Origin of the sequence: Peptoniphilus catoniae (assembly GCF_901447155.2) — a bacterium.
GTDB classification, from domain to species: domain Bacteria; phylum Bacillota; class Clostridia; order Tissierellales; family Peptoniphilaceae; genus Peptoniphilus_E; species Peptoniphilus_E catoniae.
In genome coordinates this window covers 58,693-73,689 of the sequence record NZ_LR588415.1, presented here as the reverse complement: position 1 = coordinate 73,689, position 14,997 = coordinate 58,693, and the positions used below count along the sequence as shown (strand labels likewise).

Sequence of the window (14,997 nt, the reverse complement as noted above, 5' to 3'; positions counted from 1 at the left end):
CTACCACCTATAGTAAAGGAGAAAGCAATCTGCTGATTCCTTCAAGAAATTTCACTACTACAGATCTGTTTTTGTAATATTCTTCCGTAATCTCTATTGACTCTTTGGTATCCTTAATAAAATCTTCCTTAAGTGAAGCATTAAGAACTTCATCAAAGACAAAGGCATTAACTTCAAAGTTAAGTTCAAATGATCTTATGTCAAAATTTGCCGTTCCTACACTGGAAATATAGTCATCACAAATAAGAACCTTTGAGTGCAAAAAGCCTCCGTCATACATATAGGCCTTAACACCCCAGGAAAGAAGGTCTCCTATATAGGAAAGAGATGCCCAGTGAACAAAGGGATGATCCTTTTTTTTAGGTATTATAATATTTACATCTGAGCCTGACAGTGCTGCCGTTTTTAAAGCATTCATAAGACCACTGTCGGGAATAAAGTAAGGAGTTCTTATATAAACCGACTTTCTGGATCTGGTAATAAGCTTTCCATAACCGCTTCTTATGGAGTTTACCTTTGTGTCCGGTCCACTTGATACTATACATACTTCCTTATCCATGTCTTCCTTATAGGGAAGAAGCTCCGGTACAAGGGATATAAACTCCCCCGATTTTTTATTTGAGGCGAAGCTGTAGTCTAAAAAGAACCTATACTCAAGCCCTGATACAGCGTCTCCAATTATTCTAAGGTGAGTGTCATTCCAAAATCCAAATTTTTTACTTTCAGATAGATATTCATCCCCTATATTAAAGCCTCCTACATATCCTATTTCATGGTCTATTACAGCTATTTTTCTGTGATTTCTGAAGTTTATACGGGTATTTATAGTTCTAAAAAGTCCAGGGAAAAATATAACAACTTCCACTCCGTTTTTCTCAAGATCTTTTCTGTCCGAGTTTTTAAAATTTCTGCCTCCCATTCCGTCTACAAGAAGTATTACTTTTAGACCTTCACCGGCCTTTTTCTTAAGAAGCTCCATAAACTTTTTGCCTAATTTATCGGACTTAAAAATATAGGACTCAAGGTATATGCAATTTTTTGCCTCTTTCATATCCTTTAGCATTTGCCCAAAAAGATCTTCTCCATTATTGAACTTTTTAATGGAGTTTTTTGTATAAAGGACCTCACCTTCACCTCTGTTAAAAAGTTCTACTATCTCCTTGTATTCTTCTGTTCTTTTACTTAGAACAAGCTTGCCGCTTTTTATATCTTCCAGTTGCCTATCTGCTATATTTCTGATTTCCTGATTAAGATCTTTAGACTCCTTAAACATTTTTTTCTTGGAAAGATCCTGACCTATTAAAAGATAGGTTATAAATCCTATAATAGGCAAAAAGTTAATTGCCATAACCCACATAAGGGTGGATACTGGATTTCGTCTTTCGGCAAAAATTATAATCATACTGAAAACAATATTAATTATAAAGATAATTAAATAGGTTTCTATAAATTTACTTATTGCCAAATAAATACCTAGCATAAACTCACTCACCTATCATATTTTTTTGATTTATATCTGGTTTGACTACTTAAAATCTTCTTTCTTATTCTGAAAAGTTTAGGAGTAACCTCTATAAGTTCATCATCTTCAATAAACTCAAGAGCATCTTCCAAGCTCATTTGTTTTATCGGTGAAAGTCTTAGAGCTTCATCTGAACCTGATGCTCTGACATTGGATTGCTTCTTGGTTTTTGTAACTGAAACTTCAATTTCTACTCCCTTAGGAGATGATCCTACAACTTGACCTTCATATACTTCTTCTCCGGGTTCAATAAAAAGTTCCCCTCTATCCTGAGCGTTGTTAAGTCCATAGGCTGATGCCGTTCCGGTATCAAAGGATATAATTGATGCGTCAACTCTTTTAGGTATATCTCCCTTGTAGGCCTCATAGGAGTCAAAAATCGTATTAAGTATACCTTCCCCCTTAGTGTCGGTTAAAAATTCGGCCCTATAGCCTATAAGCCCTCTTGCAGGCATTTTAAATATAAGTCTTGAGTAGCCTCCGTTGGGTTCTTGAAGGGACACAAGTTCCCCCTTTCTCCTGCCGAGTTTTTCTATTACACTGCCTACATAGTCGTTAGAAACATCTATAGTTACAATTTCCATAGGTTCAAGTATTTTTCCGTTTTCTTCCTTAAAAAGAACTTGAGGCTTTGAAATTTGAAACTCATAGCCCTCTCTTCTCATGTTTTCTATTAAAACTGAAAGATGAAGTTCCCCTCTACCTGACACCTTAAAGCTATCCGTAGTGTCTGTATCTTCAACTCTTAAGCTTACATCAGTTTGCAATTCTCTAAAAAGTCTGGACCTGATTTGCCTTGAAGTTAAGAATTTTCCATCTCTACCGGCAAAGGGAGAGTCATTAACTGAAAAGTTCATGGCAATTGTAGGTTCGGAAATTTTTACAAATTCAAGGTTCCTGGGATTTTCAGCAGAGGAAAGAGTATCCCCTATATTAATACCCTCTATACCTGAAACAGCTACTATTGAACCTGCTCTTGCTTCACTTACAGGCACCCTTTTTAAACCTTCAAATTCATAAATATTTGAAATTTTAATTTTTCTAAAGTCCTCTCCCCTTTGATAGTTGCCTAAAACTACGTTGTCTCCCTCTCTGTAGACTCCGCTTTCAACTCTGCCTACTCCTATTCTACCAACATAGTCATTATAGTCTATAGTTGACACTAAAAGAGCAAAGGGAGCATTTTCGTCAGCTTCCGGTGCTGGTATATATTTTAAAATAGTATCAAAAAGTGCTGACATATCTTGAGCCTTATCATCAAGATTAAGCTTTGCAATCCCCGCCTTAGCTGATGTAAAGACAAAGGGACTTTCTAAGATTCTTTCATTGGCTCCAAGTTCTATAAAAAGTTCCAATATCTCATCTACAACTTCATTAGGTCTTGCTTCAGGTCTGTCTATTTTATTAATACACACTACAACATCAAGATCCAGTTCAAAGGACTTTTTTAAAACAAACTTAGTTTGAGGCATAGGTCCTTCAAAAGCATCTACTAAAAGAACTACGCCGTTTACCATTTTAAGTACACGTTCCACTTCACCCCCGAAGTCCGCGTGTCCCGGTGTATCTATTATATTTATCTTTGTATCTTTATATCTTACTGAGGTATTCTTAGAAAGAATAGTAATACCTCTTTCCCTTTCTATATCTCCAGAATCCATAACTCTATCGTTTACCTGTTGATTTTGTCTGAATATTCCCGATTGTTTAAGCAAGGAATCAACTAAGGTTGTCTTGCCGTGATCAACGTGGGCGATAATAGCTATGTTCCTAATATCTTCTCTCTTTGGCATTTTCCCATCTCCTCGAGTTAAGATTATACCATAAGTTAAGGAAATTTTTCTTCCTAGTAATCAAAAAAATACTTAAGGTTTTTTAACCTTCATCTTAATTGACAGGAAAGTTATAAAAATATATGATTAGGTGGAAATCTAAGGAGGTACTTATGATAAAAATTAGAGCTCACCATCTTTTATGTACAAGCTATTTTGTAGGAGAAGGCTATAACAATGAATTCTCAAAAAATATGGCATCAATTTTAAAAAAGCTGGAGGAGAATCCTCAAGTTGAAATAATAAATAGCCTGGATAATATTTGTAGGGCCTGCCCCGAAAACAAAAACGGTATTTGTCAAAGCCTTGAAAAAGTTTCCTCCTATGATAAGAAAGTTTTAGAGCTTACCGGATTAGAGCCCGGAGAAATAAAACCTTGGCTAGAATTAAAAAAAATTGCCCTGGAAAATATTATTATCCTCGGTAGGAGAGAAGAAATTTGTTGGGACTGTATCTGGAATGAGCTTTGCTTAAAGGTACACTCTGAAATTTTTAAAGCTTAAGAAAAACTTTGAAAATTTATTGATAAAATTTAAAAATTATTAAGTTATTTAGACTATTTATAAGTAAGCAAGATAAAAATCTTGCTTTTTTTATTAAAAATCCTTTGACAAAAGTAAAAATAGGAATTAAACTCTAATAAAGTGACACCGTGTCACTTAGGGAGGACTTATGGCAAAAGCTACTTTTTATAATCTGGATGAAGAAAAAAGAAGTATAATTTATCAAAAACTTAAGGAGTTTTTTGAAGAAGAGGATCCTTATAATATAAATGTCTCCAATATAGTTAAAAAACTTGACATTGCAAGAGGGTCATTTTATCAATACTTTGAAAACCTTGATGACTGTTACTTTACTATTTTAAAAAAGGAAACAGGACTAATTCACCATAAATTTTTTGATTTATGGGAAAAGAATAATCACGATATCGAAAAGACTCTTTATTCTTACAAAGAATTTCTAACTGATGAATTTTACAATAAAAATTTGAAAAATTTATATAGGCCTAATTTTTTTATTTTTGAAAATTCTTACCTTTCTCATGGAAAAGATTTTTTAAACAAGCACTTATCTAAGGATGAAATGGACTATATTTTATATATTATGGCTGTATTTCATCAATTAATGAAGGAAAGTATTTTAGAAGAATATGGAAAAGATGAGTTTTTAAAATTTTCAGATAAATATATAAATTGGTTAATGGGAGGAATTAAAAATGAAAGCTTTTGAAATTTATTTTGACGGTTTATATTTGGCTTTTGTAATATTTATAGGTATAAGGATGCTTCTTCTCAGAAATAAAAACAATTTGATTTTAGGATCCATGACCCTGCTTTTGGGCCTTGGTGATGCATTTCACTTGATCCCCAGAATGATTTCACACTCCATGGAAAATGGATTTATTCTAAATGCAAATGCTTTATTTTTCGGAACTAGAATATCCGCAATAACTATGTCAGTTTTTTATCTGCTTTTTTACATTTATATATCAAAAGAAATTGATAATAAGAATAAATCCCTGGACCTTTTAATGGGAGGACTTTTTATAGCAAGGCTTGTAGGTGTCTTTGTATCTTTTAACAAGTCAAATAGTGTTAATATTATTGCCAACACTCCCTTTGTACTAATGGGTCTTTTAGATATTATCCTTCTTTACAAATACAGAGACAGAAAAGATTTTAAAAATCTTTACATCTATGTTTTCTTCAGTTTCTTCTTCTATCTTTCTGTAGTTTTATTAAAGGAAGCTTACCCCACTGTTGGAATGTTAATGGTGCCTAAAACTGTAATGTATGTAATGATAGTAGTAAAGCTTTATTCAAATATAAAGGGTGACTTTGAAAAAAGAAGCATACTTGAATTTGCCATAGCTTATCTTTTTACAGGTATACTTGCAGGTGCGGTTTATAGAGAGCTTGGAAAAATTTATCCCTTGGCTAAACCCATGGCCTTGGTTCATACTCACTTAATAATTTTAGGCTTTGTTTTACCCTCTATATTCTACCTTCTTGCTAAGGATTCAAATTTATCAAAAGATAAACCTGAAAAATTAATGAGGCTTTATAATTTCGGCATTTACTTTTCTTTGTCCGGTCTTTTCCTACATGGTTTAACCGACCCTTACACTTATGCCACCTTTACTAAGGTTGGTCTTATTTCTATAAGTGGACTGGGACACATTTTACTTACCCTAAGCCTTATTTTAACAAGTAAGAGCTTTCTAAAAACTGTTAGTGAATAAAGAAAAGACATAGGAAGCTTTAAGCTTCTTATGTCTTTTTTGATTTTTCTTTTATAACATTAGCTTGCCTGCATTTGACAGATAAGAGCTAACTCTTTCAAGAGCGGTTAAAATTTTCTCGTAGATAAGTCCGCTTTCAGGGTCACAAACTCCAGTTTTCATACGCTCTACATGAAATTGTCTGTACTGTATAGTTTCAATTTCTATTTTTTTGTTAAGTTCTCTTAATTCTTCCTTCTTAGATTTTCCTTCCTTCTTAGCTTCAACCAGCTCAAACATAGTTTCTATTTGAATTTCTATATTTTTAAGTTCAGCAGCCGACATTTGGGTATAGGCAAGCTCTCTTTCAACATTGGACTTGGCAAATTCAGCTATGGATTTAATATGGTCCCCTATTCTTTCTATATCCCTTACTATTCTCATATAGTCAGTAAAGGTCTGTGCCAAGGCGTCATTCATCCTGTCCCCTAAAACATCTATAATATATCTGGTAATGTTGGAATTTAAAAAGTTAATAGTTTCTTCATTTCTAAAGACCTTTTCATATTGATCCTCTTCAAAGTTTCTGAATATATTCATGGATAATTCATAATTCTCCCTTGCAAGCTTAAGCATCCTGTTGGTTTCAGCTCTAACATTGGTAATGGCAATATTAGGATCAATCATATTTCTGTCGGTTATATATTGAAGTGATAGTGAATCAGCTTCTTCGTCTTCTCCAGGTATTATTTTACTTGCAAGAAGGGCAAGCTTTTTAGAGAAGGGGAAGAGCAAAATAGTTGTAACTATATTAAATAAGGTATGCATATTTGCAACTTGTGCAGCTCCGGTGTTTTTGGAAAAACCTACTACAAAATCCGACACAGGTACTACTTTAGCAATTATTATAAATATAATGGTTCCTATAAGGTTAAAAAGCACGTGAACTGCAGATGTTCTTTGTGCATTTTTACTGGCACCTACAGCTGAAAGTACAGATGTAATACAGGTGCCTATGTTAAATCCAAAAATTATATACATACTGGAACTTAAACCTATAAGCCCTTGATTGGATATGGCTTGCAGAATACCAAGTGATGAAGAGGAAGATTGTATAATAGCAGTAAAGATCGCTCCTACAGCTACCCCCAAAAAAGGATTTTCAAATCTTGTCATAAGATCTACAAAAACCGGTTCATCTTTTAAAGGAGACATTGAATCTGACATCATCTGCATTCCTATAAAAAGCATTCCCAAACCTAAAACTACTCTACCTAAGTATTTAATTCTTTCTTTTTTTGATGCCTTATAAACTACAAAGCCTAAAAAAGCCATAGCCGGTGCTACTTTTGTAATATTTAAAGCAACAAGTTGTCCTGTAATTGTGGTACCTATGTTGGCACCCATTATTATACCTACTGCTTGGGGTATGGTCATAAGCCTTGCATTAACAAAACCTACTGTCATTACGGTAGTTGCAGATGATGATTGTATAATTGCAGTAACTATGGCGCCTACCAGCACTCCCTTAAGGGGGTTTGATGTTATTTTTTCAATAATATTGTGCATTTTTCTACCGGCAACAAGCTCAAGAGAAGAGCTCATAAGTTCCATGCCGTAAAGAAAAAGAACTAAGCCTCCCAATAAACCCAACAAATAATTAATAGACATATCTACCTCCTTGATACATAAATATAATAACCGAAAAGGTAAATTTTTTAAATGATAAAAGTAAAAATAGTAAAGCATTTTTAACAAACCTTTAATCTAATAGATTTTTCTTGTTTTTATTCAAGTTTGATTACAAAAATATAAAGGCGAAAACCTTATAAAATATGATTTTTATAAAAGTTTTCGCCTTTACTCTTAAGACTAGTCAAGAAATAAAACTTGGCAAATTTATATTTTATTTATTTTTAGCGGCTCTTTTTCTACCAAAGTATCCGCTAGCACCTATAAGGGCAAATATAACTATAATTCCACCTATAACTATCCTTAAGTTTATAGGGTCATTAAAGATAAAGTAGCCCATTACAGCAGCTATAACTATTCTACTTGTTGATACCATAGCTCCTGTAGCATTGTCTACATATTTGTAACCTTCAGTAATAAAGATTTGTCCTAAAAATCCTGCTAATCCTGACATTAATATATTAAATATAATAAAAGGATCTGCCGTCAGTTTAGGAAAGTCCCTTAAAGCAAAGGGAAAGTTAATTGCCATGGCAATTAAAAATACATAGAATATTATTATGTATGTATCATCATATTTACGAGCATTCTTTAGTGAAAGAACACTGAAGGCTCCTGCAATTGCTGACAAAAATCCCAGGACATCGCCTATATTTAAGTTATCAAATTTCGGATAGGCAACAAGGTAGCAACCAAGCATTACCAAAACAAGGTAAAAATAACTCTTTTTTGCAATTTTTTCCTTATAAAGCAAAGGTGCGAGTATCATTACAAATACGGGATAGGTCATTTGAAGCATGTTTACATTAGTAATTGTAGTAAATTGAAATCCTATTGAAAACAGAAGAATACTTATACTGTTACTGACAGCTCTAAAAACTATATGTTTCATCTTATTAGCTTTAAAAGATTTTTTAGTCGCCACCATATAGACAAACATTATCATAGTTCCCACAGTAAACCTACTGAAGGAACTCATTGCACCTGAAAGCTCTGAGTTTCTTGTAATTATTTTCCCGAAGGAGGAGCTTGCAGCGAAAAAAAGTGCCGAAAGTAAAACATAAAGCACTCCTATATTAGCATTCTTCGTCGTCTTGTTTTCCATATTTATCCTCCCTTTACAGTCAATCCTCTTCTGTCGGATTAATCGTCATAAGTACCTTCTCAACTCTATTTACGCAAACTTTTAAAACCTTAAGGTCTATATTTTCAACCTTAATCTCCCTTCCTTCTTTTGGCAATTCCTGACACTTATCTATTACAAATCCTCCGAGGGTATTAAAATTGCTCTCAAAAATATCCTCGTCAAGGTCTAATTCCTGACACAAGTCTTTTGTATAAATTTCTCCGCTTACTTCATAGGTATTATCCTTTATTTTACGTATAAGAAGCTCGTTTTCATCGTATTCGTCATAAATTTCTCCCACCAGCTCTTCTATAAGGTCTTCCATAGTTACACAACCCATGGTACCTCCGTATTCATCTGTTACAATTGCCATTTGGACTTCTCCCCTATTTAAGAGCTTAAATACCTTATGCAATTTCATAGTTTCATGAATAAAACAGGTGTCAATTAAGGTTGACCTTAAAAGCTTGTGTAAGTTAGGATTTTTCTTATCTTCTATATCTGTTATAGCCTCAAGAAATCTGTTTATATGAAGTATGCCTATTATATTGTCTATGTTTTCTTCATAAACAGGTATCCTTGAATAGGAGGAGTTTAAAATAGTGTCCATAATTTCCCCTTCGCTGTCCTCCAGGTCTATGGCAAGAAGGTCAGTTCTCGGGGTTATTATAGTTGATACTATAGTATCTGAAAACTCCAGAGCGGATTGCAAAAGATCGGACTTTTCCTTGTCTATTACTCCTTCATCTTCAACATTTTCTATTATTGTAACTAAGTCTTCCTCAGTTATCTTTTCGCTGTCCTCTTCCCAAAGTTTAGAAAGACCGCCTACTATAAGACCCACCAATTTTACAACTGGTAAAAGTAGAATCTTTAATATTTTTAAAGGCAGTGCTGCTACAAGTACGTATTTATCAGCTTCTCTTTTAGCTATAACCTTAGGAGTTATTTCACCGAATATTAAAATTATTACAGTCATTACAATTGTTGCAATTAAAGTTCCTCCATTTCCAACAAGATCCATAATAATTATAGTAGAAATAGATGTTGCAACTATATTTACAAGGTTGTTGCCTATTAATATTGTAGAAAGAGTGTCGTTAAAATTTTCCATAATATTAAGGGCAATTTTTGAATTCATATGGCCTGCATCAGCTTTTGTCTTAAGTCTTAGCTTATTTGCAGAAGCAAACGCGATTTCTGAGCCTGAAAAAAAGGCTGACAGAAGGATACATATTATTATTCCTATATAAGGTAGTGCTTTCATGCTTTAACACCTACCTCGTCATTTACTATGTCTTCTTCGTCCCATATCTCGCCGACAAGTTCTTCAAGAATGTCCTCAGCTGTAACTATCCCGATAACTTTTCCCTTATCTCTTACTATGGCGAGATGATTTTTCTTTTTACTTAAATTTTCAAGAAGATCATCTATTTTTGTATTTAAATCAACAAAATATGGATCTATTAAAAGGTCTGTAATTTCAAAATCTCCAGATTTAACATATTCTCTGTAAAATTCTTTTTTCTGCAAAATACCCACTATATTATCAATGTCCTTGTTATATACGGGAAATCTTGAATAGCGAGAATGCTTAACTGTTGAGATTATCTCTTCCTTATTTGAGTTAATATCCAGTGCAATTACTTTCTCTATAGGCTGATAGGCCTTTTTAACAGATTTTTCGTCAAAATTTAAGGCTGACAAAACAAGATCGTGTTTGTCGCTGCTTAAAATCCCTTCCTCTCCTACAGTTTTCATTATTTCATAAAACTCTTCCTTGTTTATTTCAGGTTCATCACTTTCAGGAAAAAGCTTTGATAAAAAATTAGATATTAACATAAAAAAATAGTTAAGAGGTTTAAAAACCTTCATCATAAATTCTAAAGATCCTGAAATTGAAAGGGCATATTTAAGATTTGACTTACCGAAGCTTTTCGGTATCATTTCACTAAATAAAAAAACTACCAAGGTTGAAATAATCGTCGCATATTTGACATATTTTATTCCGAATTGAGACGTAGTCATTGCCGTTACAAGAGACGCAAATCCTATATGAGTTATATTGTTGCCTATTAAAAGGGTTGTAAGAGCCTTGTCGAAGTTCTCTGTAATATATTCTGCTCTTATTGCTCTAGGATCCTTTTCTTCCACACGTTTTGTTAATTTAATTTTATTTATTGACGCATAGGCTATCTCTGCTGAAGCACAATATGATGCTCCAAGCAAAAGTAAAAATAATGTTAATATTTGTAACCACCCGTCACCGTCCATATAATCACCACTCCTTGAATATTAAGAACTCCCTTATTCTATATAGGAATTTAAGGGAGTCCTTTTATTTTTCTATACTTATTTATTCATCGCTTCTTCGTAAAGACCCTCAACAGCTGTCCTTGCTGCATAGTAGTTAACCTCAGGTGTATCAAGTTTTGCTACACATCCAGGTGTAATCATCATACCCTTAGGCCCTGCTTCCATTACAACTTCCCTTATATGATCTTTTATTTCACCTGGCTTTGCTTCAACAAGCCATTTTTCGTTAATTCCTCCAAGGAAACACTTGTCTGAAAGTTTTCTTGCTTCCTTCATACTTGGCTTAGTCCATCTATCATGCCAGTTAATACATTGAACAGGGTAATCATCAAGAAGCTCAAACATAGTGTGGTCTCCGTGAATATGAAGTATATTGAAGTAGGTTCCTTCATTGCAAGCCTTTAGAACTTCAAGGTCATACTTAACTCCAAATTTCTTGTATTCTTCTTCTGTCATATAGTCTGTTGTTGAACATTGAGATGCAAAGAAAAATCCTGCTACACCTGCTTCAATATTAAGTTTTACAAATTCTATTGTAGTTTTTGTAATTTCTTCAAGTGCATGGTGAATGTAGTCAGGGTGAGATCTCATATCTTCAAATATTCTTTTCCCTGCAAGCTTTTTAGCTGTTGTTAAAGGACTGAATACTGTTTGTACAAAAGGTATCTCTTCACCTTTAAGTTGTTTTTTTACTTCTCTTGCAAGTTGTACTTGCTTACCATGTTCTCCAAAACATCCGGGAAGGGCTTTTACATCCTTCCATTCTTCTACACTGTCAATTGCAAATTTTCTTTCAAAAACAGGTTGAGTCGGTGTGCAATAAAAATTACAGCTTAGTCCGAAATCATGAGCTCCATAGTTTCCATAGGGCATAAGTTTAATAAAATCCATGTCATATAAGTGAGCAAGCTCAATTTGAACTTCTGCAAGGTGTACCGCATCTTGATCAATTTCAGGAAGGTGGTACCAAATACTAAAAGGTATTCTGTCTACTTCCTTTTTTTCAATTGCAGCCAATATTCTTTCTTTTTTAGTCATTTTCTTCATATAGTTCAGTTCTCCTTATAAATAACCAGTTCTAAGCCTTCTTTTTAAAAATTAACTTTTTAAAGTCATCTATAAAAGGTGACAGTAAAAATATTAAGTTTACAGCAATTAAAAGTAGCGGAATCGGCTTTGTGAAAGCTTGCACCATTCCTGCTCCTCCATAAAGAGACATGGCCCTTCTAAGACTTATTTCAGTAGTCTTGCCAAGTACAAAGGCAAGTACAAAAGGTGCCATAGAGAAATTTGCTCTTATCATATAGTATCCTATAAATCCGAAGAATAATATTAGAAATATATCAAATACCAATGATCTGAAAGTAAATGCTCCAAGTACGCAGAAACATCCTACTACAGGAATAAGTATGCTCTTAGGTATAATTGTAACTCTTGCATATAAAGGTGCTCCGAAAAGTCCTATTAAAAGGATAAACAAATTGGCAAACATAAAACCGAAAATTAAACCGTAGGCAACATCTGCACTTCTTTCAAAAAGTTGAACCCCTGGAGCAAGACCATGGATTAAAAGTCCTCCAAGAAATAGTGCTGATGTACCGTTTCCTGGAATACCTAAAGTAAGTAAAGGTACCATTGATCCGCCTACTACAGCATTGTTTGCTGCAGATACCGCTGCAAGTCCTCTTTCATTTCCCTTTCCGAAGGTTTCAGGCCTTTTATCTGTTTTTTTCGCTATATTGTAGCTGATACCTGCTGCAACTGTTGTACCTGCTGCAGGTATAATACCTACTATAGTTCCTATAATTGCAGATCTTATATTTGTTCCTAATATATGTAGGTGATCCTTCATTGACAAAAACGGACTGCCTTTCATACTTGAACCGTCAATAGCTATAGTATCCTGATCTTCAGCAACCATTATAAGCACTTGTGATACTGCAAAAAGTCCAAGAACTACAGGAAGTAAAGGTAGAGAGTCAAAAATCGGATGAATCCCGAAGTTCAACCTGCTCATACCTGTTACGCCATCTACTCCAACTACTGAACAAAGTAGCCCCAATGACGCACTGGCAAGGCCTTTTAGCATGTTTTCCTTAGATAAACCTACTATTATTACAATACCCATCATAGTAGTTAAAAACAACTCAACAGGTCCAAATTTTACTGCAATTTGTGCTAGAGGTGGTGCTATAAATAAAAGAGCAATACTACCTACCATGCCTCCAACAAAAGCACTAAAGGTGGTAACTCCTATGGCCTTAAGACCTTCTCCTCTAACTGTCATGGGATATCCGTCAATTGTCATAAATAATGAGTCATCAGTTCCCGGAGTATTTATTAAAACTGCTGTAATATTACCTCCGTAAGATGCATTAACATAAATTGCCGCTAAAGTTATAAGTCCTGTAACCGGTGGCAAACCGAAAGTAACAGGCAAAAATATAGCTATACCGGTTGTAGCTGACATTCCGGGAAGAGCTCCAAGAATAGATCCCACTACTGAACCTATGGTAAGCCATAACATATTGTCAAATGTAAATAAAGTTAAAGCGTAGCTTAAAAAATCCATCTGTGCCTCCTTAGAAAAACATTCCTTTAGGAATTTGAAGCTTCAATAGCACTTGGAAAAAAACATATACAATTACAGGAGTTATTACTGAAACTGCAACCATAAGAGGAATTTTTCTCTGTCCTAAAGAATACATACCTACCATCATATAAATAGGTGTAGCTATATAAAATCCGAATAATGCAACTAAAATTACATAACCTACTAAAATAATTCCATATTTAACAGCCTTTCCTGTTCCGCTAAAATCAAATTCCTCGTATCTTCTTTTCCCAAAAATTGAACTTAGAAGAAGTATCGTTGCAAGAAATATTGCAAAAGCTGAAACTGCATAGGGGAAAATCCTTGAGTCAGGCTCTTCAATTTTTCCCGTTTCAAATATAAAGGCCAGGGCCCATATATAAAGAATGGCTACAGATATGAAGTTGTAATTGAAACCGGTTCTTTTTTCTTCTGATTTTACTTCGCGGTTTTCATTTTTTATTTCCTTTGATTCCATTTATACACTCCTTACCTTTTTAAAAAGGGAGGAAAATTTCCTCCCCTTTAATATCAGTCTTTAAACTATTGCCATGGATCAGATTCCCAAAGCTTTAATAATGCTTCATATTGTTTAGTAAATTCAGCTGTAATTTCTTCTGATCCCTTGCTGTCTACCGGAATCTTCATTTCTTCAGCCTTTGCCTTTACTTCAGGATCATTAGCCGCAGCCATTAGACAATTTTCAATGTATTTTCTAATTGCAGGATCTACTCCCTTAGGGAAAGATATTGTTCTCATACTTGCTTGAGTTACATCATAACCTTCTTCTTGGTAAGTAGGTACGTCAGGTAAATACGGAGATCTTTCACTTGCACCTGTTGCAAGAACTTTAATTTGTCCATTTTCAAGGAAGCTGGTAGTATCTCCTACGTTTAGACAGAATGCATCAATGTGTCCGCCTATTACGTTAGCTACAACGTCCGCACCACCATCAAAGGCTGTAATATTAAATTTAGCTCCTTCAAGCTTTTGAATTTGTTTAACCGTTAGACCTTCTGATCCTATTGCTGAAGTAACACCGATGGAAATTGTTCCCGGTTTTTCCTTAGCTGCAGCTACCAATTCTTTTAGAGAATTGTAAGGTGAGTTCGCAGCAACACCGATTGCACCCGGGTCACTCATCATATTGAAAGTATAATCAAATGAGTCAAAATCAAAACTGTTTTTGCCCTTTTCAGATACTGAAGGAATTGCTATTGCACTTGGTGTAAATCCTATAGTATATCCGTCAGGTTTTGCTGTTGCAAGTTGGTTCCATTCAATTCTTCCGCTGGCACCTTCTTGGTAGTTAACTACCATACCATGTTTCCAGCCTTCCATTTCTTTAATCTTGTCAAATAGAATTCTGATATAAGCATCTTGAATTGATCCTGCTGAGAATCCATATAGATAAGTAATATCTTTATTAGGATAATCTTCAGGTAGACCTTCAGGTCTTAAACTACTTGTACCGGTAGTTTCGGTAGTTTCATTTGTAGTTGTTTCTGTAGTTTCAGTATTTGCCTCTTTTGAATTGTTAGTAGCGTTTTCCTTTTTACCGCAAGCGGCAACACTCATAACCAAAATAAGCGCAAGGATTGAAACTATGATTCCGTTCTTCTTAAACATAATTGTCCCCCTTAAAATTTATTCATTATTTTAGTCTTTAATTACTAAACCTAAAAAGTTATATAA

The 14,997-nt window shown here is 34.2% G+C and carries 13 protein-coding genes; 3 read left to right on the top strand and 10 right to left on the bottom strand.

The annotated features are described in order from the left end of the window. Positions 1-7: 7 nt before the first annotated feature. Together cls and typA are read right to left on the bottom strand one after the other, a co-directional pair. Entirely contained in the window at positions 8-1,480 is a 1,473-nt protein-coding gene (gene cls / locus PEPCATONIAE_RS05040) for a cardiolipin synthase (RefSeq protein ID WP_138159922.1), read from the bottom strand. An 8-nt stretch (positions 1,481-1,488) separates the two neighbouring features. Continuing rightward, positions 1,489-3,315: a translational GTPase TypA gene (gene typA, locus PEPCATONIAE_RS05035; protein WP_138159920.1), complete on the bottom strand. Its 1,827-nt coding sequence runs from the start codon at positions 3,313-3,315 to the stop codon at positions 1,489-1,491. 152 nt (positions 3,316-3,467) lie between these two features. On the opposite strand from typA, the gene PEPCATONIAE_RS05030 reads away from it, so the two are divergent. The 3 genes from PEPCATONIAE_RS05030 (at position 3,468) to PEPCATONIAE_RS05020 (ending at position 5,596) form a co-directional block, all read left to right on the top strand. Beyond that, on the top strand, positions 3,468-3,857 hold the full coding sequence (locus tag PEPCATONIAE_RS05030) for a DUF1284 domain-containing protein (protein ID WP_138159919.1): 390 nt from the start codon (positions 3,468-3,470) through the stop codon (positions 3,855-3,857). Positions 3,858-4,026: 169 nt separating this feature from the next. Next, complete coding sequence (locus tag PEPCATONIAE_RS05025; protein ID WP_138159917.1) at positions 4,027-4,584, top strand: TetR/AcrR family transcriptional regulator; 558 nt, start codon at positions 4,027-4,029, stop codon at positions 4,582-4,584. Beyond that, positions 4,571-5,596 (top strand): DUF2871 family protein, encoded by a 1,026-nt coding sequence (locus PEPCATONIAE_RS05020; RefSeq protein WP_138159915.1) that lies wholly within the window; start codon positions 4,571-4,573, stop codon positions 5,594-5,596. Before PEPCATONIAE_RS05025 ends, PEPCATONIAE_RS05020 begins: the two co-directional genes overlap by 14 nt. 51 nt (positions 5,597-5,647) lie before the next feature. On the opposite strand, the gene PEPCATONIAE_RS05015 is transcribed toward PEPCATONIAE_RS05020, so the two are convergent. From PEPCATONIAE_RS05015 to PEPCATONIAE_RS04980, 8 genes are all read right to left on the bottom strand, one after another. Further along, on the bottom strand, positions 5,648-7,246 hold the full coding sequence (locus PEPCATONIAE_RS05015) for a Na/Pi cotransporter family protein (protein ID WP_138159913.1): 1,599 nt from the start codon (positions 7,244-7,246) through the stop codon (positions 5,648-5,650). A 235-nt stretch (positions 7,247-7,481) separates the two neighbouring features. Next, positions 7,482-8,372, bottom strand: coding sequence for a DMT family transporter (locus PEPCATONIAE_RS05010; RefSeq protein ID WP_138159911.1), 891 nt, complete (start codon positions 8,370-8,372; stop codon positions 7,482-7,484). A gap of 19 nt (positions 8,373-8,391) precedes the next feature. Continuing rightward, on the bottom strand, positions 8,392-9,660 hold the full coding sequence (locus tag PEPCATONIAE_RS05005; RefSeq protein WP_138159909.1) for a hemolysin family protein: 1,269 nt from the start codon (positions 9,658-9,660) through the stop codon (positions 8,392-8,394). After that, positions 9,657-10,667 (bottom strand): hemolysin family protein, encoded by a 1,011-nt coding sequence (locus PEPCATONIAE_RS05000; protein WP_138159907.1) that lies wholly within the window; start codon positions 10,665-10,667, stop codon positions 9,657-9,659. The genes PEPCATONIAE_RS05005 and PEPCATONIAE_RS05000 overlap by 4 nt, the downstream gene beginning before the upstream one ends. Before the next feature lie 78 nt (positions 10,668-10,745). Continuing rightward, positions 10,746-11,756 (bottom strand): uroporphyrinogen decarboxylase family protein, encoded by a 1,011-nt coding sequence (locus PEPCATONIAE_RS04995; protein WP_138159905.1) that lies wholly within the window; start codon positions 11,754-11,756, stop codon positions 10,746-10,748. A 31-nt stretch (positions 11,757-11,787) separates the two neighbouring features. Then, the gene (locus PEPCATONIAE_RS04990; RefSeq protein ID WP_138159903.1) at positions 11,788-13,281 is read right to left on the bottom strand and encodes a tripartite tricarboxylate transporter permease; all 1,494 of its coding nucleotides are present in this window, start codon (positions 13,279-13,281) and stop codon (positions 11,788-11,790) included. Positions 13,282-13,291: 10 nt separating this feature from the next. After that, on the bottom strand, positions 13,292-13,780 hold the full coding sequence (locus tag PEPCATONIAE_RS04985) for a tripartite tricarboxylate transporter TctB family protein (protein ID WP_138159901.1): 489 nt from the start codon (positions 13,778-13,780) through the stop codon (positions 13,292-13,294). Positions 13,781-13,845: 65 nt separating this feature from the next. After that, entirely contained in the window at positions 13,846-14,931 is a 1,086-nt protein-coding gene (locus PEPCATONIAE_RS04980; RefSeq protein ID WP_138159899.1) for a Bug family tripartite tricarboxylate transporter substrate binding protein, read from the bottom strand. Positions 14,932-14,997 lie beyond the last annotated feature (66 nt).

Excerpts from the sequence above, each read along its gene's own strand:
- cls (WP_138159922.1), bottom strand. The coding sequence starts at position 1,480 with ATGCTAGGTATTTATTTGGCAATAAGTAAATTTATAGAAACCTATTTA.
- typA (WP_138159920.1), bottom strand. The coding sequence starts at position 3,315 with ATGCCAAAGAGAGAAGATATTAGGAACATAGCTATTATCGCCCACGTT.
- PEPCATONIAE_RS05030 (WP_138159919.1), top strand. The coding sequence starts at position 3,468 with ATGATAAAAATTAGAGCTCACCATCTTTTATGTACAAGCTATTTTGTA.
- PEPCATONIAE_RS05025 (WP_138159917.1), top strand. The coding sequence starts at position 4,027 with ATGGCAAAAGCTACTTTTTATAATCTGGATGAAGAAAAAAGAAGTATA.
- PEPCATONIAE_RS05020 (WP_138159915.1), top strand. The coding sequence starts at position 4,571 with ATGAAAGCTTTTGAAATTTATTTTGACGGTTTATATTTGGCTTTTGTA.
- PEPCATONIAE_RS05015 (WP_138159913.1), bottom strand. The coding sequence starts at position 7,246 with ATGTCTATTAATTATTTGTTGGGTTTATTGGGAGGCTTAGTTCTTTTT.
- PEPCATONIAE_RS05010 (WP_138159911.1), bottom strand. The coding sequence starts at position 8,372 with ATGGAAAACAAGACGACGAAGAATGCTAATATAGGAGTGCTTTATGTT.
- PEPCATONIAE_RS05005 (WP_138159909.1), bottom strand. The coding sequence starts at position 9,660 with ATGAAAGCACTACCTTATATAGGAATAATAATATGTATCCTTCTGTCA.
- PEPCATONIAE_RS05000 (WP_138159907.1), bottom strand. The coding sequence starts at position 10,667 with ATGGACGGTGACGGGTGGTTACAAATATTAACATTATTTTTACTTTTG.
- PEPCATONIAE_RS04995 (WP_138159905.1), bottom strand. The coding sequence starts at position 11,756 with ATGAAGAAAATGACTAAAAAAGAAAGAATATTGGCTGCAATTGAAAAA.
- PEPCATONIAE_RS04990 (WP_138159903.1), bottom strand. The coding sequence starts at position 13,281 with ATGGATTTTTTAAGCTACGCTTTAACTTTATTTACATTTGACAATATG.
- PEPCATONIAE_RS04985 (WP_138159901.1), bottom strand. The coding sequence starts at position 13,780 with ATGGAATCAAAGGAAATAAAAAATGAAAACCGCGAAGTAAAATCAGAA.
- PEPCATONIAE_RS04980 (WP_138159899.1), bottom strand. The coding sequence starts at position 14,931 with ATGTTTAAGAAGAACGGAATCATAGTTTCAATCCTTGCGCTTATTTTG.